Annotated in this window: 19 protein-coding genes; 12 read left to right on the top strand and 7 right to left on the bottom strand. The window is 41.6% G+C overall.

Going from position 1 to position 25,420, the window contains the following annotated elements; translation table 11 throughout:
• The first annotated feature begins 70 nt into the window (after nt 1-70).
• Nucleotides 71-2,155 carry a prolyl oligopeptidase family serine peptidase gene (locus AB669_RS05895; RefSeq protein ID WP_047798359.1) on the top strand — a complete coding sequence of 695 codons (2,085 nt, stop codon included), beginning with the start codon at nt 71-73 and terminating at the stop codon, nt 2,153-2,155.
• Here the strand turns inward: AB669_RS05895 and AB669_RS05890 are convergent.
• On the bottom strand, nt 2,152-3,786 hold the full coding sequence (locus tag AB669_RS05890) for an ABC transporter substrate-binding protein (protein WP_047798358.1): 1,635 nt from the start codon (nt 3,784-3,786) through the stop codon (nt 2,152-2,154). The two genes, AB669_RS05895 and AB669_RS05890, sit on opposite strands and share 4 nt — an antisense overlap.
• 46 nt (nt 3,787-3,832) lie before the next feature.
• On the opposite strand from AB669_RS05890, the gene AB669_RS05885 reads away from it, so the two are divergent.
• Nucleotides 3,833-4,285 (top strand): hypothetical protein, encoded by a 453-nt coding sequence (locus tag AB669_RS05885; RefSeq protein ID WP_047798465.1) that lies wholly within the window; start codon nt 3,833-3,835, stop codon nt 4,283-4,285.
• Nucleotides 4,286-4,326: 41 nt separating this feature from the next.
• Here the strand turns inward: AB669_RS05885 and AB669_RS05880 are convergent, their stop codons facing one another.
• Nucleotides 4,327-5,904, bottom strand: a complete 1,578-nt coding sequence (locus tag AB669_RS05880) for a M1 family metallopeptidase (protein ID WP_047798357.1) — start codon at nt 5,902-5,904, stop codon at nt 4,327-4,329.
• Nucleotides 5,905-5,975: 71 nt separating this feature from the next.
• Nucleotides 5,976-7,313 (bottom strand): sigma-54 dependent transcriptional regulator, encoded by a 1,338-nt coding sequence (locus AB669_RS05875; protein ID WP_047798356.1) that lies wholly within the window; start codon nt 7,311-7,313, stop codon nt 5,976-5,978.
• A 143-nt stretch (nt 7,314-7,456) separates the two neighbouring features.
• Between AB669_RS05875 and AB669_RS05870 the strand changes: the two genes are divergently transcribed.
• The 7 genes from AB669_RS05870 (at nt 7,457) to AB669_RS05840 (ending at nt 17,597) form a co-directional block, all read left to right on the top strand.
• Entirely contained in the window at nt 7,457-9,901 is a 2,445-nt protein-coding gene (locus AB669_RS05870) for a PIG-L family deacetylase (protein WP_197082362.1), read from the top strand.
• A gap of 101 nt (nt 9,902-10,002) precedes the next feature.
• Nucleotides 10,003-11,694 (top strand): sodium:solute symporter, encoded by a 1,692-nt coding sequence (locus AB669_RS05865; RefSeq protein WP_047798354.1) that lies wholly within the window; start codon nt 10,003-10,005, stop codon nt 11,692-11,694.
• Nucleotides 11,695-11,725: 31 nt separating this feature from the next.
• Nucleotides 11,726-12,244 carry a DUF2911 domain-containing protein gene (locus AB669_RS05860; protein WP_047798353.1) on the top strand — a complete coding sequence of 173 codons (519 nt, stop codon included), beginning with the start codon at nt 11,726-11,728 and terminating at the stop codon, nt 12,242-12,244.
• 185 nt (nt 12,245-12,429) lie between these two features.
• A complete protein-coding gene (locus tag AB669_RS05855) occupies nt 12,430-14,511 on the top strand; it encodes a glycoside hydrolase domain-containing protein (RefSeq protein ID WP_047798352.1) in 2,082 nt (693 codons plus the stop codon).
• A 116-nt stretch (nt 14,512-14,627) separates the two neighbouring features.
• Entirely contained in the window at nt 14,628-14,819 is a 192-nt protein-coding gene (locus tag AB669_RS05850; RefSeq protein ID WP_047798351.1) for a hypothetical protein, read from the top strand.
• 289 nt (nt 14,820-15,108) lie between these two features.
• Nucleotides 15,109-17,061, top strand: coding sequence for an OmpA family protein (locus AB669_RS05845; RefSeq protein WP_047798350.1), 1,953 nt, complete (start codon nt 15,109-15,111; stop codon nt 17,059-17,061).
• Between the two features lie 74 nt (nt 17,062-17,135).
• Nucleotides 17,136-17,597 carry an NUDIX domain-containing protein gene (locus AB669_RS05840; RefSeq protein WP_047798349.1) on the top strand — a complete coding sequence of 154 codons (462 nt, stop codon included), beginning with the start codon at nt 17,136-17,138 and terminating at the stop codon, nt 17,595-17,597.
• Here the strand turns inward: AB669_RS05840 and AB669_RS05835 are convergent.
• A complete protein-coding gene (locus tag AB669_RS05835) occupies nt 17,587-18,690 on the bottom strand; it encodes a DNA alkylation repair protein (RefSeq protein WP_047798348.1) in 1,104 nt (367 codons plus the stop codon). The two genes, AB669_RS05840 and AB669_RS05835, sit on opposite strands and share 11 nt — an antisense overlap.
• 113 nt (nt 18,691-18,803) lie before the next feature.
• Between AB669_RS05835 and AB669_RS05830 the strand changes: the two genes are divergently transcribed.
• Nucleotides 18,804-19,715: an NAD(P)-dependent oxidoreductase gene (locus AB669_RS05830; RefSeq protein WP_231582630.1), complete on the top strand. Its 912-nt coding sequence runs from the start codon at nt 18,804-18,806 to the stop codon at nt 19,713-19,715.
• Nucleotides 19,716-19,806: 91 nt separating this feature from the next.
• Here the strand turns inward: AB669_RS05830 and AB669_RS05825 are convergent, their stop codons facing one another.
• Nucleotides 19,807-21,165 carry a hypothetical protein gene (locus tag AB669_RS05825; RefSeq protein WP_047798347.1) on the bottom strand — a complete coding sequence of 453 codons (1,359 nt, stop codon included), beginning with the start codon at nt 21,163-21,165 and terminating at the stop codon, nt 19,807-19,809.
• 190 nt (nt 21,166-21,355) lie between these two features.
• Between AB669_RS05825 and AB669_RS05820 the strand changes: the two genes are divergently transcribed.
• Both AB669_RS05820 and AB669_RS05815 read left to right on the top strand, forming a co-directional pair.
• The gene (locus tag AB669_RS05820) at nt 21,356-21,745 is read left to right on the top strand and encodes a BlaI/MecI/CopY family transcriptional regulator (RefSeq protein ID WP_047798346.1); all 390 of its coding nucleotides are present in this window, start codon (nt 21,356-21,358) and stop codon (nt 21,743-21,745) included.
• 26 nt (nt 21,746-21,771) lie between these two features.
• Nucleotides 21,772-23,628 carry a M56 family metallopeptidase gene (locus tag AB669_RS05815; RefSeq protein ID WP_047798345.1) on the top strand — a complete coding sequence of 619 codons (1,857 nt, stop codon included), beginning with the start codon at nt 21,772-21,774 and terminating at the stop codon, nt 23,626-23,628.
• Between the two features lie 104 nt (nt 23,629-23,732).
• Here the strand turns inward: AB669_RS05815 and AB669_RS05810 are convergent, their stop codons facing one another.
• The gene (locus tag AB669_RS05810; protein ID WP_047798344.1) at nt 23,733-25,025 is read right to left on the bottom strand and encodes a gluconate:H+ symporter; all 1,293 of its coding nucleotides are present in this window, start codon (nt 25,023-25,025) and stop codon (nt 23,733-23,735) included.
• 24 nt (nt 25,026-25,049) lie between these two features.
• Nucleotides 25,050-25,232 (bottom strand): hypothetical protein, encoded by a 183-nt coding sequence (locus AB669_RS05805; protein WP_047798343.1) that lies wholly within the window; start codon nt 25,230-25,232, stop codon nt 25,050-25,052.
• Nucleotides 25,233-25,420 lie beyond the last annotated feature (188 nt).

Here is a 25,420-nt window from a genome sequence, read left to right as displayed (position 1 = left end):
AATAACTAATACAAAGCCCTTTCCTTTATCGGTAAGGGCTTTTTTCATAACTTTCTATAAATCATCACTCATGAACAAAGCCGCAATTATATTACTGTCTCTTATTTTGTTTTCAGTTTGTGGTTTCTGTCAACCTTTCCCGATAAAATCTGTATTGAGTTATCCGTTCCCCTCTCAATTGGTTTCTTCCCCCTCCGGATCAAAAATTGCCTGGGCAGTAAATGAACAGGGTAAACGAAATATTTATACTGCAACAGCACCGGATTATCAGGTAATGAAGCTAACCAGCTATAATGAAGATGACGGGCAGGAATTAACTAGTCTATCTGTTTCCGATGATGGAAAGTGGATTGTATTTGTCAGGGGTGGCGACCACGGCGGAAGGGATGGAGGTCCCGTAAATGCCGGTTCTTCTCCAGTTGCCCCGAAAATGCAGGTGTTAAGTATTCCTTTTGCAGGTGGAAAAACGATTACAATTGGAGAAGGAGATTATCCGGTGATTGCTCCGAATAGTAAAGATTTAATATTCTCCAGCGGAGGTCAGATCAAAATCGCAGCAATAGATGGTTCGTCTCCGGCAAAGAATCTATTCTACGCAAAAGGAAATAATTCAGGATATAAATGGTCTCCTGACGGTACAAAAATCGTATTCGTAAGCAATAGAACTGACCATTCGTTTATCGGGATTTATAAAGATCAGTCAACACCCGTTCAATGGTTGTTGCCTTCATTTGCGAGGGATCACTCCCCTGCCTGGTCGCCCGACGGTTCAGAAATTACTTTCATCAGAACCCAGGGCTTGGGAAGGGAGACCGATTCCATTTTGGCGAAGAAACATCAGCCCTGGGCAATCTGGACTGCGAATGTCATTACGGGTGAAGGTAAGCAGATTTGGAAAGCCCCCACAACGATCAAAGGTTCTTATCCATCAATTGAAGGTGGCGCAAATTTAGCCTGGGCAGCTGGGCGTATCATCTTCAGTTCCTATGAAGATGGCTGGCCTCATCTATATTCAATGGATAGCAAAGGGAGAAACAGGCTGCTGCTTACTCCCGGTAATTTCGTTGTCGACAATGTAAAGCTCACGCAGGATAAAAAGACAATTATTTTCGCCGCAAATACAGGAAAGGACAAAGATGATTTGGACAGGAGGCATATTTGTAAAGTTTCAGTTGACAAGGGCGATATGAAGCCGCTGAGTGGGGGCTTAGGTATTGAAGCCTATCCGGTAATTGCCGGCGATGGAGAGCAGGTTTATTGTTTGAGTGCCACGGCCCAAAGGCCCTTGTTACCTGCCGTTTTGCAGGATGGAGGGAAAATCAGGCTCATCGGGGAAGAATTGATACCTGCTGATTTTCCGCTCAAACATATGGTTATTCCGAAACATATCAGCTTCCGGGCAGCCGATGGGCAGCTGGTTTACGGTCAGTTGTTCTCTCCTAAAAACCCACTTAAAAGTCATCCGGCAATTTTATATGTTCACGGCGGACCGCAAAGGCAGATGTATCTGGGCTGGAGTCCTATGGACTACTATTCCATTGACTACGGACTTAATCAATATCTGGTAAGCCTGGGCTTTACAGTTCTGTCGGTCAACTACAGGTTAGGCTTAGGCTATGGTTACGACTTTCATAAACCGCTAAATGCAGGTGCTCAGGGTGCATCGGAATATCAGGATATTAAAGCGGCGGGAGAGTGGCTGTCCGCTCAGGCCCATGTTGATCCTAAACGCGTAGGGATATATGGTGGATCATATGGCGGTTATCTCACGGCTTTGGCTTTAGGAAGAGATTCGAAGCTGTTTGCTGCCGGGGTTGATATTCATGGGGTAAATAACAGATTCAGTGCGAATACAGCTGAGGCCAAAGCGCCAGCACCTGATGCCACCCTTGCCGCTAAAATTGCACAGGAATCTTCACCGGTAAGTTATCTCAAAACCTGGACCTCCCCAACACTGATTATTCATGCAGATGACGACCGCAATGTTTCCTTCAGCCAGAGTGTGGACCTGGCAAAGAGGTTTGAGGATAAAAACTTTGAATTTGAATCTCTGGTGATTCCTGACGATACCCATCACTGGATGAAGTTTTCAAACGGGGTGAAGGTAAGTGAGGCAACAGCAGAATTTCTGAAACGTAAACTCTTTGGCAATTAACCTTTTTTGATTCTTTTCAAAATCATTAAACTCAACGGATTATAAGCATAACCGCTGATATTATTTTGAAGCATCACTACAGATTGATCATAAAACAGGGGCACTACCGGCGAAAAATCCATCACCATCTGATCCATCTTACGGTAAAGTTCAAAACGTTTTTCATTGTCGGCTTCGTAGTAACTTTGTTCAAATAACCGGTCAAATTCCTTGTTATAAAACGCGAAATAATTTGGCCCGTTGGGTACCTTATTTTTTGAATAAAACATGGACAGGAAGTTTTCACCGTCAGCATAATCTGCAAGCCAGGAACCACGAAAGAAGTTTACATGGTTTTTTGCCATCAGCTCTCTGAGGCTTGAACTTGGGCTCACATCAATTTTAACTTTGATACCAACGGCTGTAAGTTCACCCTGGATAAATTCAATCAGGTCTTTGTAGGTAGTTGTAGTGTTTAAAGTTATTTCTGGCAATCCTTTGCCTTCCGGAAAGCCTGCTTCTGTTAATAAATGAGCGGCTTTCTTTTGATCATAGGTATACCCATGGACTTTTGTACTGTCAAATCCAGGCATGCCCTTAGGTACAAAACCTGATGTTGCAGCAATTCCAATTCCATTTCTCAGGTATTTGATTAGCTTATCACGATCAATGGCATAGTTTATTGCCTGACGAATCTTCTTAATTTTCAGTGGTGAGTTTTTTACAATCGCTAAATTGGTGTCGACCAGAATTCCAACATATTCGGTGCACAGGTAAGGACTTTTTGTAAGGCTGAACTTCCCTTTGTACTTAGCACTCATTTTACCGCTTTTAGTCAAAATATCATCACGGTAACTTCCATCCACGTTATAATAAAAATCAAGATCCTTTTTCAGAAAGCTCATAAAACCACTTTGCTTATCGGTGATGAACGTGGCTTTTACAGCATCCAGATAAGGCAGGTGAACGCCCTTATCATCCTGCTCAAAGTAATGATCGTTCTTTAATAGTACCAGGATTTCGCCCTCTTTCCAGTATTTAAATCTGAAAGGACCGGTACCTACAGGGTGACTTCTAAAATCTTTTCCATAATGTTCAACCACTTCTTTTGGTACTACCGAACAATATTGGGTGGTAAGCAAGCTCATGAAAGGGGGAAAGGGTTTCACCAGTTTGATCTGGAACGTAGAATCATTAATGGCAATGAAACTATGCTCATCCTTCACCTTGTCGCTAAAGATCCATCCACCTGAGGAAGCAACTTTAGGATCGATGAGCCGGTAAAAACTATATGCGAAATCCCTTGCTGTTACTTTTCTCCCTTTTCCATTTTTAAAGATGGGGTCATCATGAAAATAAACGTCACTACGAAGGTTGAATGTGTAAGTCTGGGCATCTTCAGAAATCTGCCAGCTTTTTGCAATGCACGGAATAGTTTGTAAAGAATCATTAACCTGTACCAGGCCATTGAAAATCTGATTAGTCATCCAGATCGCATTTTGATTGCGCGCAAAAGCCGGATCTATGGAGGTTAAGCCCTGATCAAGGTTGATGTTGAATACCTTTTTGCCATTATCCGTTGTGTTTTCCCTACACGAAAAGATGATGCTAGAGCAAAAAATCCAAAATATATATTTAAATGAGCCTTGCATGAGGGGAGGAATGTTATTTTTGCACAAATTAATAAATTTAATGCAGATGTCTTTTTTAAACGATTTATTTATTGGCCTTGATGCCGCTCAGCAGGAAGAACTTCAGGAACGTTTGGATTTGGTAGAACACAAAATTAAGTTTATGGACAAAATGCCTGTTGCTTGTCTGGATGCAGCAAACAATCTAAACTATTTGCTGGCGGAAGAAATTGCTTTAGCAGGTGGGATGCTGGAAGCAGGTATTCTGGGTGCTGCATTTGTCATCTATTACGAACCTGGAAAAACGCTGACCGATTTAATGAGGGAAGTACCCGCAGTACTCAACGCAGAATGGCAGGCGGTTAAAAACAATCGGATTATCTTATTGAATGACGATGTCAACCGTGTACGCACTGCCGAAAATGCAGTGGCATTGATTGAGGATATTGCTGAAATGCTGCATCCCGGCTCCTTTATTTTTGGCCACGAAGGAGATAAGTGGATTAGGTTTGGAGCTTAGCCATTTGGCAAGACTCCGTATTTTTAACATGGGTAAATGATCTAAAACTTTCCCTGCTGGTTTAAAAGGTTAAAGTATTTATCCAGATTAGTACTAAGGGATTTTTCCATTGAGGCTTTGAAATCAGCCGGGGTTGGATGCCGGTTTTTCCATTCCGCAAAATAGGCCTGAAAAGCTTTGTCAAACTTTTCCTGGCCAATCTGAGATTCCAAAAGATAGAGCCATAGCGCTGTTTTGGCATAAGAAATCAATCCATATTCTTCTGAAGTTTTAAAGTCAGCTGCAGGGGTCTCAATGGCCGATTGCATAGGCACATTAGATAAGGCGCCATATACGCTGGCTAAGAACTTATCAGTAGGCAGCTCTTTAATCTTGGCCGGAATGGCATCCCCAAAAATAGAATTCGATTTGTATTTTTCAGCTTCGTACCTGAACTGGAAGAAAGTATTAAAACCCTCATCCTGCCAGGTGTGCATCCGCTCATTGCTTCCAAGCATGCTCATAAACCAGTTGTGTCCCACTTCATGGGTAATAACCCCGTCCAGCGTTTCCTTCTTTGCATCAGGGCTTGTAATTAATGTAATTGTCGGATATTCCATGCCACCACTTGCATTGTTTTTCGGACCCTCAATGGCTTGAACTACCGGATATTCATATTCTCCAATCCAGCTACTGTATTTTTTGGTGGCATCTTTAATATAATCGATGCTGTTTGCCCAAAGCGTATTTTTCTTATTGTGGTAATAGCTGAAAGCATCAACCACTTTGCCTGATGCTAATTTTACCGTATCGTATTGAATCACCAGGTCTTTATCTGCAAACCAGGCAAAATCAGGGACATTGTTAATGGAGTAGGTCAACGTTTTAGTTGCCGATTTGCTGATGGGACTATAGATCGTTGGCTTGTTCCGGTCTGCGGTGTTTTTTGCACCAATGGCTTTGTAGGCTGATAATTCATCTGCATTTTGCAGGGTGCCGGTTGCGCCCACTACATAAGCCGATGGCAAGGTAATGTTTACTTTATAATTCGCATATTCACTGTAAAATTCACCCATATCCAGGTAAGGGAATTCATGCCAGCCATCTTTATCGAAAACTGCCGGTTTAGGATACCATTGGGTAATCATGAATTCAGTTTCAGCATAACCTGATCGGGAGAAATAGCTTGGTAATTTAACGGTGAAATCTGTAGAAATACTGATCGAATCTCCAGGCTTTAATTCGGATGGGAGTATAACTTTTACAATGTCAATGTATTGTGGATTTGGATGCGCTTCGGTTTTGGCCACTTTACCATCAACTTTGAAGTTCAGGCCGTCTATACTGCCATAGGTTATGTTTTTAAGTTTTTCCTTACGGGAAGTATCACTTTTGATTTGCTGAAACAACGCTGTGGATTCATTTTTGTAGGCGTTCGGCCAAATATGAAACCAGATAAAATCAAGCGGGGTTGAGGAATTATTTTTATAAGTAATGGTTTCGAAGCCTTTCAGTGATTTATCCTTATCGTTTAAAGTAACATCAATATTATAGGTTAAGTGTTGTTGAAAATAGCTTTGTTGAGCAAAAGCCGAAAGGGAGAAGAGGAAGAGCAGTGTGGTTAGAATAGATTTATGCATATGTTTTTTCTTTGAAGATAATAAATTGTGATAAAATTGATCTTGTTTATTTAGGAACGTGGCTTTTTAAACTAAATTTCATTGATCTGGTACTCTTCAATTTTTCTGTATAATGTAGTTAACCCAATTCCCAGTAATCTCGATGTCTCTGTTTTGTTCCCTTTGGTATGGTGCAATACTTTTTGAATATGTTGTTTTTCTACCTGCTGGAGGTTATAATTGTTTTCTAAGGGAGCCAGTTCAAAAAAATCTGGTGGGAGTGCGGAAATACTTAAGATGTCGCCATCTGATAAAATAACCAGTCGTTCGATGATGTTTTTGAGCTCTCTTATATTTCCCTTCCAGCTATATTTTTGAAAAATATCAAGCATTTTTTGATCGATTTTTATTTCCGGTTTGTTTATTTTCCTAGAAAAAGCCTTCAGATAATGTGTTGCCAAAGCAGCGATATCGGATTGGCGCTCACGCAGCGGAGGTAGTACGATGGTAAATACTGAAAGTCTGTAATACAGATCAGGCCTGAATTTTCCGGCAATGGCATCAGCCTTCAAATCTTTGTTGGTTGCCGCAAGGATGCGGACATTCACTTTGTTTGTAATGGTATCGCCAACCTTGATAAAACTCTGGTTTTCCAACACCCGAAGTAATTTAGCCTGTAGATCCAGGTTCATTTCTCCGATTTCATCCAGAAACAGGGTTCCACCATTGGCTTCTTCGAGCAATCCTTTTTTATCTTTATTCGCACCTGTAAAGGCACCGGCTTTATATCCAAAAAGCTCACTCTCCAACAGTTCAGGACTAAAGCCGCTGCAGTTTAAAGCAACAAAGGCCTTAGCTGCCCGCGCACTTTCATAATGGATCGCCTGGGCGAACACCTCCTTTCCTGTTCCTGTTTCGCCCAGAAGCAGCACAGTGGTATCAGTTTGACTTACCTTTTTTGCCAGTTCTATAGCTTCCCTTAACGCTTTTGATTTGCCTATAATGGTATTAAACTGATGTTTCTGGGCAGGTTGGTCTTGGGTGTTGAATTTGTGTTTCTGCAGGATTGCCTTTTCCATCGCTTTGTAAAGCAGCGGAATAATTTTATCATTGTCATCGCCCTTTACCAGATAATCAAATCCCCCGTTTTTGATCGCGAGAACTCCATCTGCAATGGTGCCATATGCGGTCAGGTTAATGACTTCTACATAAGGCTTAGCTATTTTAATATCCTTAACCAAAGCAACGCCATTTACATCCGGCAGTTTCACATCGCTGATTACGATATCAATATCATTGTTTTTTAAAAGCTTTAAACCTTCTTTTCCGGTTTCTGCCTGCAAAGTTGTAAAACCTTCTAATCCGATAATTCTGGAAAGCAGACTGCTAATTTTCTTTTCATCGTCAATGATGAGTACTGTACCGTTCATAGGGGTAATTTATGTTGCAATATTAAGGATAAATCGCTGTTCTTTGTTTGTACCTTTTTCGTTTCTTAGCTCAGGAAATAAAAGCATTTTGAGCATATTTGCTGTACAAAGCAAATATTATGTTTAAAAAGTTAACCTTGGCAATGCTAATAGGGTTTTGGAGTTTCTATTGTACGGCGCAACAGCTCCGTCCATCAAAATCTTCAGAAATTTACAGGGAAATCAAAACCTTAAAACATCTTCCTAAAGTGCTCTATCTGGCAGCTCATCCCGATGATGAGAATACGGGTTTGCTTTCCTGGTTAATTAATGATCAGAATGTGGAAACGGGATATCTGTCTTTAACCAGAGGAGATGGTGGGCAGAATTTATTGGGCGCTGAACAGGGCGCTGCCTTAGGATTAATCCGTACGCATGAATTACTGGAAGCCAGAAAGCTGGATGGCGCTACGCAATTTTTTACAAGGGCTATTGATTTTGGTTTCTCCAAAAATACAACTGATACTTTTAAACAATGGGATGCTGACAGCATCACAGCGGATGTAGTATGGGTCATCCGCAAGTTCCGTCCGGATGTGATCATCTGCAGATTTCCGCCAACTGCTGCCGCCGGGCATGGCCAGCATGCTGCATCTGCTGTGGTGGCAGAAAAAGCTTTCGCAGCTGCAGCTGATAAAAACATGTTCCCTGCACAATTGAAATATGTAAACGTATGGCAACCTAAAAGATTGTTGTGGAATACATTTCGTTTTGGCGCTGTAAACACGACGGCGGAAAACCAGCTAAAAGTAAATGTAGGACAGTATGATGCGCAACTTGGCATGGGCTATGGCGAACTGGCCGGATTAAGCAGAAGTTTACATAAAAGTCAGGGCGCAGGAACGCAATCTGTAGCGGGTTTAAGAACAGAATATTTCACCCATGTGGCAGGCCAGCCCGCGAAAGAATCTCTTTTCGATAAAATTCCCTTAAACTGGTCGGATAAAGGAATTGGTGATATAGATGAACTGATTGATATTATATTATTATCATTTGATTATAACCACCCGGATAAAAGCCTGCATGGTTTATTGATGCTCCGTAAAAAGCTTATGGAAATACAGGATGTAAATCTTCGAAAAGATAAAATGACTGCAATAGATCAGATTATTTTAAGTTGTACCGGATTTATGGGAGAGGTGGTAACCAGTCAGGCAGAAGCAGTTGCAGGCAACAGTTATAATTTCCGTCTTAATGTAATATCGAGATCTTCAGATCCGGTTATTCTGGAACAGGTGAACTGGATTAACCAAACAGATGTGATAAATAAAAGAATTGCCGGTGATTCATTGATCACTTTAGAAAGAAAAATACAGATCCCTGCAGTGGCAACCCCAACAGAACCATACTGGCTTTCGGCACCAGCTAAAAATGCGGCGACTTTCAGCGTACCCAACGATACATTAGTCGGAATGCCAGAGCGGGCACCAGCATTGAATGTAGCACTAATCCTCAAAATAGGAAGCGACAGATTTACAGTTCAGCTTCCATTATCTTTCAAGAAATTAGATCCTGTTAAAGGGGATGTAGTTGAACAATTACGAATTATCCCGGCAATGGACTTAAGTTTTACAGAGCCCGTTTACTTTGCAAAAGAGAAAGAAGGGCTAACCGTTAGCCTTCGCCTGAAAGCGAATAAAAATATTAATTACGGTAAACTTAGTTTCAAGATTGGAAATACAGTAGTTAAAACCTTCACAGGGATAAACCTGGCAGAAAATACAGTAACAGTAAAAGATTTTCTTATTGCGGCTGAAGATCTTACGAAGATTAAAACCAGTCAGAATAAAGCTGAGGCTATATTCTCATCAGAAACAAATGAATTTAGCAAAGGACAGGTACTCATCCAATATCCTCATTTGCCTTCCCTGCAGTATTTTGTTCCCGCCACAACCTGGTTATTGAAAGGGGATATTAAAGTGCTGGCCAAACGGATTGGCTATATACAGGGAGCTGGTGATTTGATCCCTGAGTTTTTAAGACAGGCCGGTTTACAGGTTGATGTATTAAGTGAAGCAGATATTTTAAGCCCGGCAAAGCTCGCCGGATATGACGCCATTGTTACCGGCGTTCGCGTAATCAACACGGAGAAAAGAATCAGGAACTGGCAGGGAGCACTAAATGCTTATGTAGAAAACGGCGGTACAGTAGTAATGCAATACAACACCACCCAGGATATGGCGCTGCAGAATTTTGGTGTTTACCCTTTCGATATCGGTGGCAAACGGGTTACCGAAGAGCATGCTGCTGTTAAATTTTTAATCCCTGACCATAAACTCTTAAACTACCCGAACAAAATCACTGCGGATGATTTTAAAGACTGGGTACAGGAACGTGGTGCCTACTTTCCCGATCAGTGGGATTCAAAATATGAGGCTTTGTTTGAGATGAATGATACCGGAGAAGAGCCCTTAAAAGGTTCAACCCTTTATGCAAAGTACGGAAAAGGCAATTTTATATATAGTCCGCTGGCGTTTTTCAGGCAGCTGCCAGCCGGGAACATTGGAGCAGCAAGGTTGTTTTTCAATTTCATATCAGCAGGAAAATAAATGAAAAACCAACTGAGAAACTGGAACACCTGGTACATCTTGCTGGCACTGGCGTTAATCCTTCAGGTGCTGTTCTATTTTCTGTTTACTAAATTCTGGGCATGAGCAACTTCGACTGGGCAGTTTTGCTGTTTACCTTACTTGCCGTTGTGGTTTACGGGGTATATATTGGGCGCGGACAAAAAAGCAATGCGTCTTATTTAAAGGCAGATAATAAAATGCCCTGGTACATTGTACTGTTAGGCATTATGGCCACCCAGGCCAGCGCAATCACCTTTCTTTCCGCTCCGGGTCAGGCTTATACTGATGGGATGCGGTTTGTGCAGTATTATTTCGGACTGCCATTGGCGATGATCGTCATCTGCATCACTTTCATCCCGATTTTTCAGCGTTTAAATGTATATACTGCTTACGAGTATCTGGAACAACGCTTTGATAAGAAGACGAGGGTGTTAACTTCCCTGCTCTTTCTTTTCTCGCGGGGCCTTTCAACCGGAATCAGTATTTATGCGCCAAGTATCATTCTCTCCAGTGTATTAAACTGGAACATTTATTTAACCAATGTACTCACCGGCGGAATACTGCTCATCTATACTTATGTTGGCGGAGCGAAAGCCATCGCCCATACTCAAAAACTTCAGTTTGTGATTATTTTGGCAACCATGGCTTTTGCAGGCTTCTTATTGGTACAGCGCATGCCTGAAGGTGTTAATTTTTCAGATGCACTTTACCTGGCAGGTAAGTCAGGTAAACTCAATGTGATTACTACTGAGTTTGATTGGAAAGATAAATACAATATATGGAGCGGGATGATTGGTGGTTTTTTTCTGGCGCTTTCATACTTTGGAACAGATCAGAGTCAGGTAGGCCGGTATATCACAGCAAAGGATAATACGAATGCAAAAATGGGTTTATTACTCAATGGACTGGTAAAAATACCGATGCAGTTTGCAATCTTATTAATTGGTGCGCTTTTATTTGTTTTCTTTTCATTGAAACCAGCGCCCGTTTATTTTAATGAACGCGCCTACAGCTTGCTGAAAGAGACACAGCCCGAAAAGGCGCAGGGTTTTGAGAGAGAACACGGCAAACTGGAGGCTGCATTTAACACCCAATCCAAAGCTATTCTGGCCCAACGTAAAAATCAGTCGACTACACTAAACCAAGCCATACAGGACTTTAAGATTACCCAGCAAAGCATTAGGGATTTACATGGAAAAGTTGAACAAGCAATCAATGATTCTGCACTTAATGCCGAAAAAACCGATACCAACTACATCTTTTTGTATTTCGTAAAAAATAACCTCCCCATTGGAATGATTGGTTTACTGTTTGCCGTCATCTTTCTCGCCAGCTGGGGGTCAATATCAGCGGCTTTAAATTCGCTTGCAGCATGTTCATTGAAAGATGTTCATCTCATTTTCAGAAAAAATGGTGTAGATGATGAAACCGAATTGAGATACAGCAGACTTCATACTTTAGGCTGGGGGATATTCTCAATCGCAGTTGCGATGTTTGCCACACAGATGGGTTCACTTATAGAGGCAGTGAACGTACTCGGCTCGCTGTTTTACGGACCGATACTCGGAATTTTTCTTGTCGCATTTTATTATAAGAAGATAGACGGTCCCCTGGTTTTTATTTCAGCGGTACTATCAGAAATTGCTGTAATTGCCGTTTATGAGTTTGATGTAGTGTCGTTCCTGTGGCTAAATGTAATAGGTGCCGGTGCGGTAATTCTTTTTTCGACTTTAGGATTATTATTTTATCGTCCCAAAGCATTAATTTCGTAAACTCAAAACAACAAATACAGATAATATGACTATGAAAATGATTAAATCGATTACCATGCTTTTTACCGCAGTTACCATTTCTGTAAGTGCGATGGCTCAGGATGCTGCACAGCCAAAGCCGAGCCCAGCTGCAACAGCAACGGGAAAGATAAAAGGAGCTACCATCACCATTAACTACAGCAGTCCGGCAGTAAAAGGCCGCAAAATCTGGGGTGGTTTAGAGGCTTATGATAAAGTTTGGCGCGCAGGTGCAAACGAGGCTACTACCTTCGAAACAGACAAAGATATTGTAGTAGAAGGTAAGCCACTTGCTGCAGGTAAATATAGCTTTTTTCTGATTCCAAAGGAAAGTGGTGTATGGACAGCAATTTTTAACAAGGAACCAAAACAATGGGGCGCATACAAATACGAAGAAGCTAAAGATGTATTGCGTGTAGAGGTAAAAACAAAGGCTTTAAAAGCTACACAGGAGCGCCTGGTTTACAAAATTACTAAATCTGGGTTCTCTTTAGACTGGGATAAAGTTTCTGTTCCGGTTGCTATAAAATAAGCGACAAAATATGTTCAATAATAAGCGATAAGCTATTTTCAAAAAAAAGACCATTCCCAAAACGGAATGGTCTTTTTTATTTCATGACGGTTTGATAAGCGCATTTGTAAAGAAGGTAAAACATAACTTTTACTTAACCTTAAATTGGTAATTTAGGCCACTACAATATCGATCACACAAATACAATGAAATTTTCCATCAGCATCATTGCCCTATCATTACTTTTAAAGTTAAACGTTTTAGCGCAATCGAACACTACCACATTTTCAATTAGAGATAAACGGCCGGTTGATCTGGTCAATGTTTTTCTGGGCTCTTCCGGCGATCACGGACAAATGTCGCCTGCGGCATCTTACCCGTTCAGCATGCTCAGCATTGGTCCTCAAACCTATCCCAAAACCCATACCGGCTACGAGTATCTGGCAAAGAAATTCGAAGGTTTCACTCATAACCGTTTTGAAGGCGTCGGCTGCCAGGGCTCGGGTGGAAATATTTTCATCAAGCCATTCTTAGGCCATGATCCGACTCAGTCTGTTTTAATCAAATCTACAGAAATGGCTTCGCCAGGATATTATGAAGTTGGGTTTGAAAATAAGATTAAAGCCAGTTTTGCGGTTTTAAAAAATGCCGGGAAACACCTTTATCAATTCCCAGCCGGTGAAAAAGGAATTTATCTGGATCTGGGCTATGCCTTTAATGGCGCTTTCGTTGCTGAAGAGCATGTTGTGAATGGGGGGAACGTGAGCGGCTGGATTGAGTCGAGAACCACCTGCGGTGCCGGGAAATACAGAATTTACTATGAACTGGAAGTGACCGGAAATGCAACCTGGGAAAAGTTATCTGATCATAAACTCATCATAAAATTGAAATCAGTTGATAGCAAAGCTGAGATCAATATCGCGCTTTCCTCGGTAAGTGCCGAAGCTGCGAAAAAATCTATTAATCACAATGCGTTGCCACGGCTTAAATTGCAAAGCAGCGCAGACTGGAATATCAGCCTTTCTAAAATTGCAGTGAGCGGGAACATGGATAGTGCTAAATTATTTTATTCCCTGCTATATCGTACCATGCAATCACCTTACGTCATCTCTGAGGAAAGTGGTGAGTACAGAAACACAAAAGGAGAGTTGAAAAAAGATAAACAAATCCGTTATAACGGATGGGCAATCTGGGACAATTATCGTACCCAGCTGCCCCTGCTCTCGTTGATTGCACAGGATCGTTTTGCTGGTATGGTTACCTCTATTGCCGATCTTTACAATTCCGGAAAAAAAGATTATGCTACGCAGAAAGAACCCTCAAATACGGTACGTTCGGAACACGCCATTGTTGTCCTGCTTGATGCTTACCGCAAAGGTTTCCCTGTGGATTTTGCTTCCATTACCGATTCTCTGGTAAAAGAAATTGAAGGGCTTGATTATAAATCGCCCGATAAAGCCCTCGAATCGAGTTACGATAATTGGGCACTTTCTGAAATCTTTAAAGTTCTGAAGAATAAAGACAAGTCGGATTACTATAAAAACAAAGCCCTCGAATATAAAAAGTACTGGAACAAGGATTTTAAAGACCTGAATAAAAATGATGTTGACCGGATGCAGGCACGTGGATTGTACCAGGGAACCATCTGGCAATACAGGTGGTTTGTTCCTTACGATTTTAAGGGCTTGATTGAATTGGATGGGGGAGAACAAGCTTACCTGGCGAAATTAGATGAGTTTTTTGAGCGAGATTTATACAATCATGCCAATGAGCCGGATTTGCAGGTTCCTTTAATGTATAATGTTACTAAAGCAGGATATAAATCGCAATACTGGATGCACCAGCTGGCCGCAGATACTGTGATACAGAACTACTTTAATGATAACAGCCGTGGCATTGGTTCATTCATTGGAAAGATTTATAAAAACGAACCGCAGGCATATCTGAGAACAATGGATGATGATGCCGGCGCCATGAGTGCCTGGTATGTTTTTACCGCAAGCGGCTTTTCTCCTGCATGCGTGGGATGGCCGGTGTATTACCTGAATGTTCCACTTTTTCCGTCTTTGTCTTATACATTACCGAATGGAAAGCGCTTTAAGATCGAAACCGAAAACTTCAGCCTTAATAACAAATACATTAAAGCGGTATACTTAAATGGAAAGGAATACCACAAAAACTATATTACGCAGGATGATATCAATGCGGGCGGTGTGCTCAAGATTGTTGCCTCAGCTACACCAATAAAACGCAGCAGCACTGAGAACTGGATATCTGCCATGGAATAAGTGTTTAATACTTCTGGTGAAACGTGCAGGTGTTTTTACTAAAATTCATTTTTTTCACTTTAGCGCTAAAACAAAATTTAAAATGCCATGTTGTGGATATATAAAACATTTACGTCATGGCACCATTAAAAATAAGCGAAGAGCAAAATGCAGCACTTACCAATAAAAGTAGTGTGGAGGAGCGTCAGGAACAGCCATTAGAGCTACATCCGGAAGCGTATAAGGTGAATGGTCCTTCACCAGAAAAAATGAAGACGGTATCATCTTCATTGAGAAGCTACGCAAGCGGTTTGTACGGTTTGTTGTAATAAAAACTTTTGTATTCAGGTGTTTGCTTTTTCAAATACCTTCAAATTAATTTTCATACCCATAGATGCATAAAGTCTGATGGGTATTTTTTTGTCCCGACGTCAGTGAAAGAGTAATTAAATCCCCGTTTTTTATTTTTAAGTGGATTTTATTCTACATAATATGCTGAAGATGTAGTTCGTAAGTTGATTGCCCGATTGGATTGATTTTTGAATTTATGTTTGAACCAAACAGATGTGCCTTATTGCTACACTATAAGGCTTTCGGACAAACATAAATCATTGATTAATGATCAAATATCTAAAGCTGCTCTTGATTACGGTAATCTTTGTTGCGGTACAATTAAGCAGAAGCCATGCACAGTACATGCTTAAAGAAGCTGATGCGCAATACCAGTTGTACAACTTTAAGAAAGCAATTGATTTTTATGAGCAGGCATATAAAAAGAAACCAACTCTGTATGCGGCTGAGCGGCTTGGTGAATGTTACGCGTTTACAGGCAACTATACACAAACCGAAAGCTGGTATGCTATTACTGCCGGCATGCCAGATACTCATCCTGAAAATGTACTGCACTATGCCCGGGCACTCCAGCAAAATGCGAAATATGCTGAGGCCAAACAGGCTTATAGAAAGTATAAAGAATTGAATAAAGATTCCGCTGCTACCCAAAACAACACCTGGCTTTTGAGCTGCGATTCATCACTGATTTGGATGCAGAATCCAACAAGAACCATTGTTTCAAACCAGGGAAAGCTAAATTCTCCCCAATCAGATTGGGGTGCCTTTCTGCACAACAATACTTTAACATTTGCTTCCGATCGGGGAAATGTTGCCAATGGCTCAATGTCGCAAATACCATTCCTGGTTTTTGATGGAGCCAAACGACCTGATAAAACAGTGTATGGCTGGACAGGGAATGCCTACCTCAAGCTTTATTCAGTAAACAGCGCGGGGAACCTTCAGTTATTTCCTGTAGATGCCAATACCGCCTACCATTTAGGACCCGCAAGTTTTACGTCAGATGGACTGGAAATGTATTTTACGGTAACCAAAATCCCTCAGAAACCTGTTTATGTCAGCGGTAAGCTGGCCACGGTAAACGTAGAGATATTCTCGAGCAAACAGAATGCCTCGGGAAAGTGGTCGGCACCAGTACCTTTTAAATTCAACCGGGTAAACGAATACTCCCTAGGCGATCCATTTATTAGCCCTGATGGAAATAGTTTATATTTTGTATCGAACATGAAGGGAGGTAAAGGCGGTACAGACATTTACCTGAGCAAAAAAACGAATGCCGGCGAATGGGAGCTTCCGGTAAACCTGATGGATATCAATACGGAAGGAAACGAACGGACCCCTTATTTTTATAATAATTATTTTTATTTCAGTACCGACGGAAGAATCGGGATGGGGGGACTCGATATATTTGAATCACAACTTATTGAAGGTAAATTTTCGGCAGCAAAGAATCTGGGCTATCCAGGCAACTCACCACAGGATGATTTTGCATATATCAAATCGGGCCCCAAAAGTGGCTATCTCAGTTCTAACCGAAACGGAGGATTGGGAAGCGACGATATCTATCGCTTCGAAGAGCAGCAGGTGTTTGCCTTCAAACTCAGTGGAAGGGTTTTCGATAAACTCAGTCGCCAGCCTTTAGGGGATGCCATTGCAACACTTACTAAAACAGACGGACGGACTTTAAAAATACAGACAGATGAAAACGGAACCTTTAGATTTAACCTGGACGCAATATCCAATTATAATCTAGTCGCCGATAAAACAGGTTTCAGAAGTGATGCAACTAAAATATCGACGGTAGAATTAGCCGCTTCAACGGAAATACATAAGGATCTTTATCTCGAAAAAATCGTTTTGGATAAGCCAATTCGTTTGGAAAACATTTATTACGATTTCGATAAATTTAACATCAGGCCTGATGCCGCCATTGAGTTAAATAAGCTCGTGAAAATGATGCAGGAAAATCCTACAATATGGATCGAGCTGGGCTCACATACCGATAGTCGTGGCAATGACCAGTATAACCAGTGGTTATCTCAAAGCAGGGCAAATGCCGCTGTAAAATACATTGTAGAGAGGGGGATTGATAAGAATAGAATTACTGCGATGGGTTATGGCGAGCGCAGATTGCTGAACGACTGTGCTAATGGAATAAAATGCAGCGCTGCCGAACATCAGCTAAACAGGCGTACTGAATTTAAGATTGTAAAGCAGTAATTGCCAGCGAACAGTTTGCCCGCTTATTTGTTATCAGGATGTCTCAATGATGTACAATATAACATGAATGTAATATGAGGGTAAGTGCTGGTATCTTACTGTTCCGCGAAACGAATAAAGAACTGGAGTTTTTTCTCATCCATCCGGGTGGACCAATTTTCGCAAAAAAAGAATTTGGTGTATGGTCTGTTCCCAAAGGGGAACTGGATAAAAATGAGGGACCTCTGGAAGCAGCAATCAGGGAGTTTGAAGAGGAAGTGGGAACAAAGGTTAATGGTGATTTTATTGAGCTGGATTACATCATTCAAAAAGGAGGAAAGAAAGTATTGTGCTGGGCATTGGAGGGTGATATAGACACGTCTACCGTAAAGAGTAATACCTTTGAAATGGAATGGCCCCCAAAATCAGGAAAGTTTCAGGATTTCGTTGAAGTGGATCGCGGGGAGTGGTTTAATTACGAAAATGCCTGCAAGGCCATCAAAGACAGGCAGGTTCCGCTATTGGATCAACTTGTTGCAATCAGGGCTAGGCAATAAGTTCAAAACTTAATTTATGCTTTTCAGATCCGTTAATAATAATGGAAACCTGATGATCCCCGGGATGAAACTTCCGGGTAGTAATGAGTACAAATTTTTGTGCCCTGGTGATGTTGATCCCCGATCCCGGCAGGTATTGCCGCTCGGATATTTTATATACCTTTTTGGTATTCTGACCATTTTGCTTTTTGTAATACACAGCATATTCCAGCCTGACTTTTCTTTCGCCCGGATTTTCATTTTTTATCGTAAAAGAAAAATGAAGACGTTCGCCAATTTTAACAACTGGGGTCAGAAGTTTGAAATTACTAAGCAGTATGCCGTCATCATCTAAACCATAATGTTTCAGTATAGCTGGATGGCCCTGTTTCAATAATGTTCTGCTGCCATGTTTAATTATCGCGTCGGTATGGCTACTTAATCCTGACCACTTCTTTGCAATGTCAACAATAACCTCAGGATGATCTTTTGCAATATCGTTCAAGCTGTTGGCAACACTTCTTCGCACATATTCAGAATCATCCTGTTTTAAATTCTCCAGTATCGGTAGAATTGATGAAGGATCTTTTTTCAGGTAGGGAATGCCCATCGCCCAGGGAAGGCGCGGCCTGCTACCCTCGCTGGCCAGCCGCCGCACTTTGTGGCTTGCATGCAACGACCATTCCTCCATTCTACAGATCATTTGATCCTGGTATTTTAAAATGAATGGCCTCACCGCGAATTCGCAGCTTACAAACTGGGTCACGAATTCCAGGGCTTCTGCAGATTCTTCAAAAAAATCTATACCATAGGTTTCCAGGTAATCAGGAAGAAACATGTATGCTAAGCCGTCAGCCCCAACGCCATTCAGCTTTAGCTGCTCAATTGTTTTTTTAATCAGCTGAATATTCTCCCTATAGTCGTCTGTCAGAAACTGGTGCACCACAGCAGTGGTGTGTTTCATCCGTTCTTTTAACTCCTTCGACTGAAAATCAGGAGTAAAAATTTTAGCAATGAATTTCTGCTGATCAAATCCCGGCACTGTTTTCGAAAGCGCATCGCTTAATTTATCGTAGAAAGAATGGGAATAAAGGTCTTTTAATAAGCTGGCCATGATCTGGGATTTACGATCAAATTTACTGGATATTGGGTTTCTTTTTAATTATTGTTTTGAACATTGCTCAGTGTCAGGTTCCGCTTTATTGAAATGTACTTGTTCTGTTAAAAATGATGCATACCTTACAGGTTTTAGCATTTTCTTTCTCAAATTTGTTAATCACTAAAAGCAGCATCAAAATGAATATAGGATGGATTGGTTTAGGCACCATGGGAGTTCCAATGGCCACACAACTTTTAAAAGCAGGATATCAGCTTACCGTTTATAACAGGAGTGAAGGTAAGGCTTCGGTACTTGAAGCATCCGGGGCGACTGTTGCCGCCTCGCCACAGTCGTTGATTGAGAAAACGGATGTAGTGATTGTGATGGTTACAGATGATCAGGCCATCAGGGCAGTTTTTGAAGGTGAAAATGGTTTGTTAAATGCCAGTACGTCCGGAAGAACGATCATTAACATGAGCACCGTTTCGCCAGCAATTTCAAAAGAGATGAGTGAAAAATGTAAGACTATTGGTTTTGAATATCTCGATGCTCCCGTTTCAGGCAGTGTAAAGCAAGCCGAAACCAGTCAGCTTGCCATTATGGTAGGAGGTGATCAAACCGTATTTGACAGTGTTAAGCCGATCCTTGAAACGATGGGTAAAATGGCTGTTTTAGTAGGGGCCGTCGGTGCCGGGAATTACGCTAAGCTGGCCATCAACTCTTTACTTGCTTTATATACGCAGGGTTTAGCTGAAACGATTTTGTTTGCGAATCAAAATGGTGTGCGTTCTGAAGATTTACTGAATCTGATTAACAATGCAGCAATAAGTAATGTATTTACCAAAATTAAAGGGGATGCAATACTGAATGACAACTTCCAGCCGGCCTTTACACTAAAAAATATTGTAAAGGATTTGCGTTTAGCTAAAGATGATGGTCTGGAATCGCCTTTGGCGAAAACCGCATTGGCATCTTTTGAGCAGGCAGAGGAAAGTTACGGTAATGAAGATTTGATTGCGATTATTAAAGCTTTGAAATAGCCAGTTCGGGCTCACTATCCATCATGGGTAGATCTATAAAATATCTGAGCGGATAGGTTATAGATCTATTTATATGATATAAAGCCAAGGCTCACATCCCCATTAATCCGGGATAAATTCTGATAAATACCTGGCCACTAACTGGATTTTTACCATAAAGTGAGTTTAATGCCGCGTTGGTATTATAAAAAGACAGCTGTCCGCCTAGTGCTGTTCGGAATTTTCCTAAGTTAAGAATATCATAGTTGATACCTAAGCTGAAGGCATTGACACCAAATGAACCATTTCCGAAAATATCTGTGTTGACATTCAGCTCCTCTGCCGACTTCTGAACCCATTCATACCGGGAATAAACAGCCAGCTTGTTCAACCTATAGGTGGCTTCAGCCAGTACCGCGTTTTCCCCAGCATGGCCTTTAGTTTTATTTAGTCCCCAAAGCAAGGTTGCATTCAGGTTTTCCTTTTTACCCAGTGGTAAGGCATAAATTGCAGAGGCAATTGTTCTCTTTACATTTTCGGTTTCATGCAGGCCTTCAGGGCTTTTAATCCACCCCTGTGATATCTGTAACGCCCAATTCTTAGTCGGGTTATAGGACAACCGTGCACTGTACGAATCAAAAAGGGGTTGATCAAAATCGAAGCGGTTCTCATCCGGCTCTCTGCCCGTAAACGAAGATGCTTCAAGCTTCAATTTATCATACCGGTATCCAATGGTGGCTACACCGAAAGTAATATGTGTTCCATCATTCCAGTGGTGGGAGATAGGCGCATCGGGATTGGACATGGCCGACGGGCGGTGCATGAAAGCTACAGATCCAAGCGCAGGTTCGCCAGGATAACCCAGATACAATGTAAGATCTGATTTTTTTGAAAAGGAGTAGGTATAAGCTACAGATAGTTCTGAAAATAAATCATGCGGATGTTGCCGGTCTACCAACGGCTGCCCCTTCCAGCTTTCACCTGTTTGAAATAGCAAAGGATAGCCGGCACCTCCCTCCGTAAGCCTGTCGAGGGAAAGCATGCTGCTGAAATGGAACAGTCCTTTTGCACCAACCTTTCGCTGTCCCATAAACATGAACCAGTTAGGTGCATCCAATTTCTCTCCCCCTCTGCTGCCTTTTTCTGCAAGGTCTTGTTTGGTATATCTGAGTGCAACACTACCATGCATCATGTACATCCACTTTTTGGAATGGTACATGGTGCCATACATTGGAGCGGCATCAGGCAGCCAGGAAGTTCCGGAACCGTTTCTTTGCATTGGTAGGTTTAAAGAGTAGGCATGACTCATAGGCACTTCGGTATTCATTTGCCCCATCTTGTGCCCGCTATGGTTCACTTCAGTAGAATCCTTTCTGGTGCTGTCATTTAACTTGCCCATATGCATATTGTGCTGCGCACGCGTAATGCCTGTGGCAAATAGCAAAACGGAAAAAAGAATCTTCAATTTCATAGGTAATGATCATTTGTGTTGTGCAAAATTAGTGAAGCACAAAGGATTGGCGTTATATGATTTCCTTAATTGTTTACATGATTTTTCTTTCATTAACGAAAAAATATCTGTAAATCAGTTTGTTAGAGAATTTTATAAAAATAAATAACATAATATTTGTATCGTACGAAAAACATCGTACCTTTAGTTTATGAAGAATAATAAGTCTGACATTAATTTACCTGAACCTACCAAAGCCGAATTAGAAATCCTGCAGGTGCTCTGGGAATTCGGTCCCTCTACCGTTCGTTTTGTAAACGACAAATTGAATGAGAACAGGGAGGTAAATTATACTTCAACCTTGAAGCAGATGCAAATCCTAACTGAAAAGGGAATCTTAAAGCGTGATGAAAGCCAAATGAAGCACATTTACATTCCCGTGGAAGCAGAAGAGAAGACAAAGGTGCAATTGCTCGATCGCTTTGTAAACACATTGTATAAAGGATCCGCATCGCAGCTGGTGATGCAGCTTTTGGGAAATGAAAAAACTTCAAAGGAAGAAATCGAAGAGATGAAGCGGCTATTAGATAGCATGGAGTAGTTACAAATTGCTAAAGAAACACCATTATGGAATTTAAGCTCATGAACCTGATGCCTGAAAGCTGGATACATGCTCTAGGTGCAACCTTATTTCACTCTCTATGGGAGGGGGTAATTCTGTCACTTTTAGGTGCTGTTATTATGTTTGCTACCCGGAAAACAAGTGCAACTATGCGGTACAATTTTCTTGTTGCTTCTTTATTTTTGTTTGTAGTGGCTATGGCTGTCACTTTTTGTCTGGAACTTCAAAAGCAGGGCGCATCCCTATCCTACCAGAAACTGGATGGGAAAGAGATTGGGATTAATCTTAAGGTGCTTAATAATGACAGTTTAGTAAGCTCGCCCGGATATATGGCGTTTTGGGGAGCAGAGGGGTTGCTGAATATCCTGAATGCCTATTCCCTGCAAATTGTACTCGTCTGGTTTCTAATCATTTGTGCCAGAAGCGTTCAACTGTTTGCCGGCTTAAATGGTATTGATCGCTTAAGAAAACATCAGGTTTACCCAGCAGGATTGATATGGGAGGAACATTTGATAGTACTTTCGGATAAAATTGGCTTCAAGAAGCAGGTAACATTGCTTCAATCCGGTATCGCGAAAGTGCCTATGGCTTTAGGACATTTCAAACCCCTTATTCTAATTCCCCTTGGTTTGTTTAATAGCCTGTCGAGCGCCGAAGTAGAAGCCATTTTATCTCATGAACTTGCCCATATTAAAAGACGGGATTTCCTGGTCAACCTGCTTCAGAGTTTTATTGAAATTATATTCTTCTTCAATCCTGCGGTACTTTGGCTATCGCAATTAATCAAAACCGAGCGTGAACATTGTTGTGATGATTTGGCCATTGCCTGTATTAGCGACCGGAAAAACTATGTTAAGGCTTTGATATCCTGCCAGGAGTTTGAGCAGTGTGCACCTGCTTATGCAATGGGGATAACGGGCAAAAAAGGCAGCTTGCTGAACAGGGCAAGCAGAACGTTATTAAAAACCAATTCAACATTAAACAAAATGGAAAAGACAATATTAACCGTCGCACTGGTATGTACAGTGCTATTTACGGTAGCCTTTAAAAGCGTAAGCAATGCTGCGGTTTTCAACCGAAATGACCGGGCAATAAGCCAGGAGCTGCAGCAGGATACCTCAAAAAAAATACCTGCGAGAGACAATAAATCAGCCGATATTCTGGAAAAGGAAATCGGGCAAAAAATTACAGATGCAACTCAGAAGTCAGTTGCTGCCGCAGACGCCAGGCAGGCAGCCATCGATGCTAAACAAGCTATTAAAGATGCAAAGCAGGCCCGGATTGATGCGAAACAGGCTGGCATAGATGCGAAACAAGCTAAAATTGATGCAAGGCAGGCGGCTATCGACAGTAAGCTGGCTGAAGAAGATGCCAAATGGATCGCTCAAGACCAGTTGCAAGAGCCAACGCCTGATAAGGCGCCCAGAATGCCTAAAGCACCCAGACCTCCAAAACCGGGAAGGGGAGCAGTTGGGGTTGTTCCTCCAATGCCTCCTACGCCTCCAACTCCGCCTACACCTATTACTGGCCCGGTTTCAATCACTCCGCCTGTACCACCCGCTCCTCCTTCACCTGGAAAAAGAACAGGCAAAACAAATGTGGAGCATGTGGTTACCTCGAAAAGTGTGACCAACGGAGATGGGCACGATTATACCACTGAGATCAATAAGCAGTTATTGAAAGATCAGATCATAAAAAACACGAATAACTTGTCCTATAAGCTAAACAAAGATGAGCTTATCGTAAACGGAATTAAACAAAGTGCAGAAGTTCAGAAAAAATATAAAAGCAAGTTCCTGAAAAATGACGGCCATAGTTTGATGTATAACTACCTGGTAGAAAAATCTTCTTCTGGTCAATAAGTGTACTTTTATATCAGCGATCCTAACCACGCTATGTATGAATGCCTACAGCACAATTCATAGCGTGGTTTGTATTCAGCATACTATAGCTTATCTCCTGTTGTTTAGACAATAAACTGATTGAGTATCAAAACACCCGCTAAGCCCAGCACCGAAACAATGCTTTCCATTGCAGTCCAGGTACGGAAAGTATCCTTCATTGACAATCCGAAATATTCTTTAAACATCCAGAATCCTGTATCATTCACGTGAGAGAACATCAGGCTGCCCGCGCCTACAGCCAGCACCATTAATTCAGCAGGGGCGCCTAAACCAATCAGCGGTAATACCATTCCTGATGCAGTAAGCGCTGCTACAGTGGCAGAGCCCAATGTAACACGTAATGAAGCAGTAATCAGCCAGGCCAGTAGCAGCGGGGAGAGGTTTAATCCGCCACTAAGCTGCTTAACAGTTTCACCGATGCCGCTGTCAATTAAGATCTGCTTAAAAGCACCACCCGCAGCAATAATCAGCATGATCATGGCAATACTTTTCACACCCTCAACACAGGATTCCATTGCTTTTTCAACCGGGCCGTTTTGAATGAGTAAGGTAGCCATAACTGAAACGAGCAGTGCAATGGTAGGATCTGCTAAAAAAGCAAAAACTGCCTTGCCGGAAAAGTCGGCTGCTATTCCATTTCCTACTGTGCCGATTACGATGAGCAGTATGGGAAGAAGGGCAGTAAGAAAACTTTTTGATGCAGATGGCAGATGTTCATCTTCAGAAATTTCGAAGCTCCCTGCGGTTGCCGTTTGATTTCGATTCAACGAAAGCCTGGGAAAATAAATTCCCGCAATAATTGCGATGGGAATACTTAAGGTTAGCCCGTAAATTAATGTTCTTCCGATATCGGCATGGAATATTCCAGCAAGCGCAACCGGACCAGGATGGGGCGGTAAAAATCCATGTGTTACCGAAAGGGCTGTTGCCATTGGCAAGCCAATGTAAAGTTTCGATAATCCCGTAGCGGCAGATATGGCAAACACCAGAGGTATTAAAACCACAAAGCCTGCATTATAAAAAAGGGGAATGCCCACTAACAGGCCCGTTAACAAAACAGCCCATTGAATATTTTTTTCACCAAATGTCCTGATCAGGATGAAGACAATCTTTTTTGCGGAACCACTGTCTTCTATCAACTTACCCATCATGGCACCAAGTGCCAGCACCATAATCATGCTTCCCAGGGTACTGCCGATGCCATCCGCCACTGAACCCATTACTTTCGCTATAGGCATTCCCAAACACAGTCCGGTTAATATTGCTACAGTGAGCAATGAAATCATGGGATTGATCTTTTTCAAGATCATAATGAAAAGTAAAAGTATGCCCGCTAACAGGATCAATAACGACATCAGCTATCTGGTTAAGAATGCAATTTACTTTTTTATCGTTATAGTTCTGCCTGTTACCAAATGAAATTCGAAAATTCTGTATAGTCCGTCATCGTCCCTTTCAATGCTTTCAACAATGCCGGTTTTACTAAAAGTGTCAGTTACCAGGTCACCAATTTTTACCTCGCTAAGTACATCATTGGGGGTGTCGCTGTTCAGTCTAATCATGAGGTAAATGTAAATTTAAATTTTGAAAGACTTAACAGAGATGTGCTTACAAGGTGGTTAATCCCATATAAGTTACTACAATAAAGAAGAGTGTCGCTAATAATAAAGTGTTTCTGAGCTTGATATTCATGTTTCGTCTTTAACAGTATAAACAGTCTTTTCTCCGAAAAAGTTCCCCTGGCTTAAAA

The organism is Pedobacter sp. BMA (assembly GCF_001027745.1).
Classification (GTDB): domain Bacteria; phylum Bacteroidota; class Bacteroidia; order Sphingobacteriales; family Sphingobacteriaceae; genus Pedobacter.
Note: the sequence above shows the minus strand (reverse complement) of the source record. Positions and strands in the feature narration are given on the sequence as shown.

Bases quoted from the DNA above. Each gene is read 5' to 3' on its own strand.
- AB669_RS05895 (WP_047798359.1), top strand. From the start codon at position 71: ATGAACAAAGCCGCAATTATATTACTGTCTCTTATTTTGTTTTCAGTT.
- AB669_RS05890 (WP_047798358.1), bottom strand. From the start codon at position 3,786: ATGCAAGGCTCATTTAAATATATATTTTGGATTTTTTGCTCTAGCATC.
- AB669_RS05885 (WP_047798465.1), top strand. From the start codon at position 3,833: ATGTCTTTTTTAAACGATTTATTTATTGGCCTTGATGCCGCTCAGCAG.
- AB669_RS05880 (WP_047798357.1), bottom strand. From the start codon at position 5,904: ATGCATAAATCTATTCTAACCACACTGCTCTTCCTCTTCTCCCTTTCG.
- AB669_RS05875 (WP_047798356.1), bottom strand. From the start codon at position 7,313: ATGAACGGTACAGTACTCATCATTGACGATGAAAAGAAAATTAGCAGT.
- AB669_RS05870 (WP_197082362.1), top strand. From the start codon at position 7,457: ATGCTAATAGGGTTTTGGAGTTTCTATTGTACGGCGCAACAGCTCCGT.
- AB669_RS05865 (WP_047798354.1), top strand. From the start codon at position 10,003: ATGAGCAACTTCGACTGGGCAGTTTTGCTGTTTACCTTACTTGCCGTT.
- AB669_RS05860 (WP_047798353.1), top strand. From the start codon at position 11,726: ATGAAAATGATTAAATCGATTACCATGCTTTTTACCGCAGTTACCATT.
- AB669_RS05855 (WP_047798352.1), top strand. From the start codon at position 12,430: ATGAAATTTTCCATCAGCATCATTGCCCTATCATTACTTTTAAAGTTA.
- AB669_RS05850 (WP_047798351.1), top strand. From the start codon at position 14,628: ATGGCACCATTAAAAATAAGCGAAGAGCAAAATGCAGCACTTACCAAT.
- AB669_RS05845 (WP_047798350.1), top strand. From the start codon at position 15,109: ATGATCAAATATCTAAAGCTGCTCTTGATTACGGTAATCTTTGTTGCG.
- AB669_RS05840 (WP_047798349.1), top strand. From the start codon at position 17,136: ATGAGGGTAAGTGCTGGTATCTTACTGTTCCGCGAAACGAATAAAGAA.
- AB669_RS05835 (WP_047798348.1), bottom strand. From the start codon at position 18,690: ATGGCCAGCTTATTAAAAGACCTTTATTCCCATTCTTTCTACGATAAA.
- AB669_RS05830 (WP_231582630.1), top strand. From the start codon at position 18,804: ATGATGCATACCTTACAGGTTTTAGCATTTTCTTTCTCAAATTTGTTA.
- AB669_RS05825 (WP_047798347.1), bottom strand. From the start codon at position 21,165: ATGAAATTGAAGATTCTTTTTTCCGTTTTGCTATTTGCCACAGGCATT.
- AB669_RS05820 (WP_047798346.1), top strand. From the start codon at position 21,356: ATGAAGAATAATAAGTCTGACATTAATTTACCTGAACCTACCAAAGCC.
- AB669_RS05815 (WP_047798345.1), top strand. From the start codon at position 21,772: ATGGAATTTAAGCTCATGAACCTGATGCCTGAAAGCTGGATACATGCT.
- AB669_RS05810 (WP_047798344.1), bottom strand. From the start codon at position 25,025: ATGTCGTTATTGATCCTGTTAGCGGGCATACTTTTACTTTTCATTATG.
- AB669_RS05805 (WP_047798343.1), bottom strand. From the start codon at position 25,232: ATGATTAGACTGAACAGCGACACCCCCAATGATGTACTTAGCGAGGTA.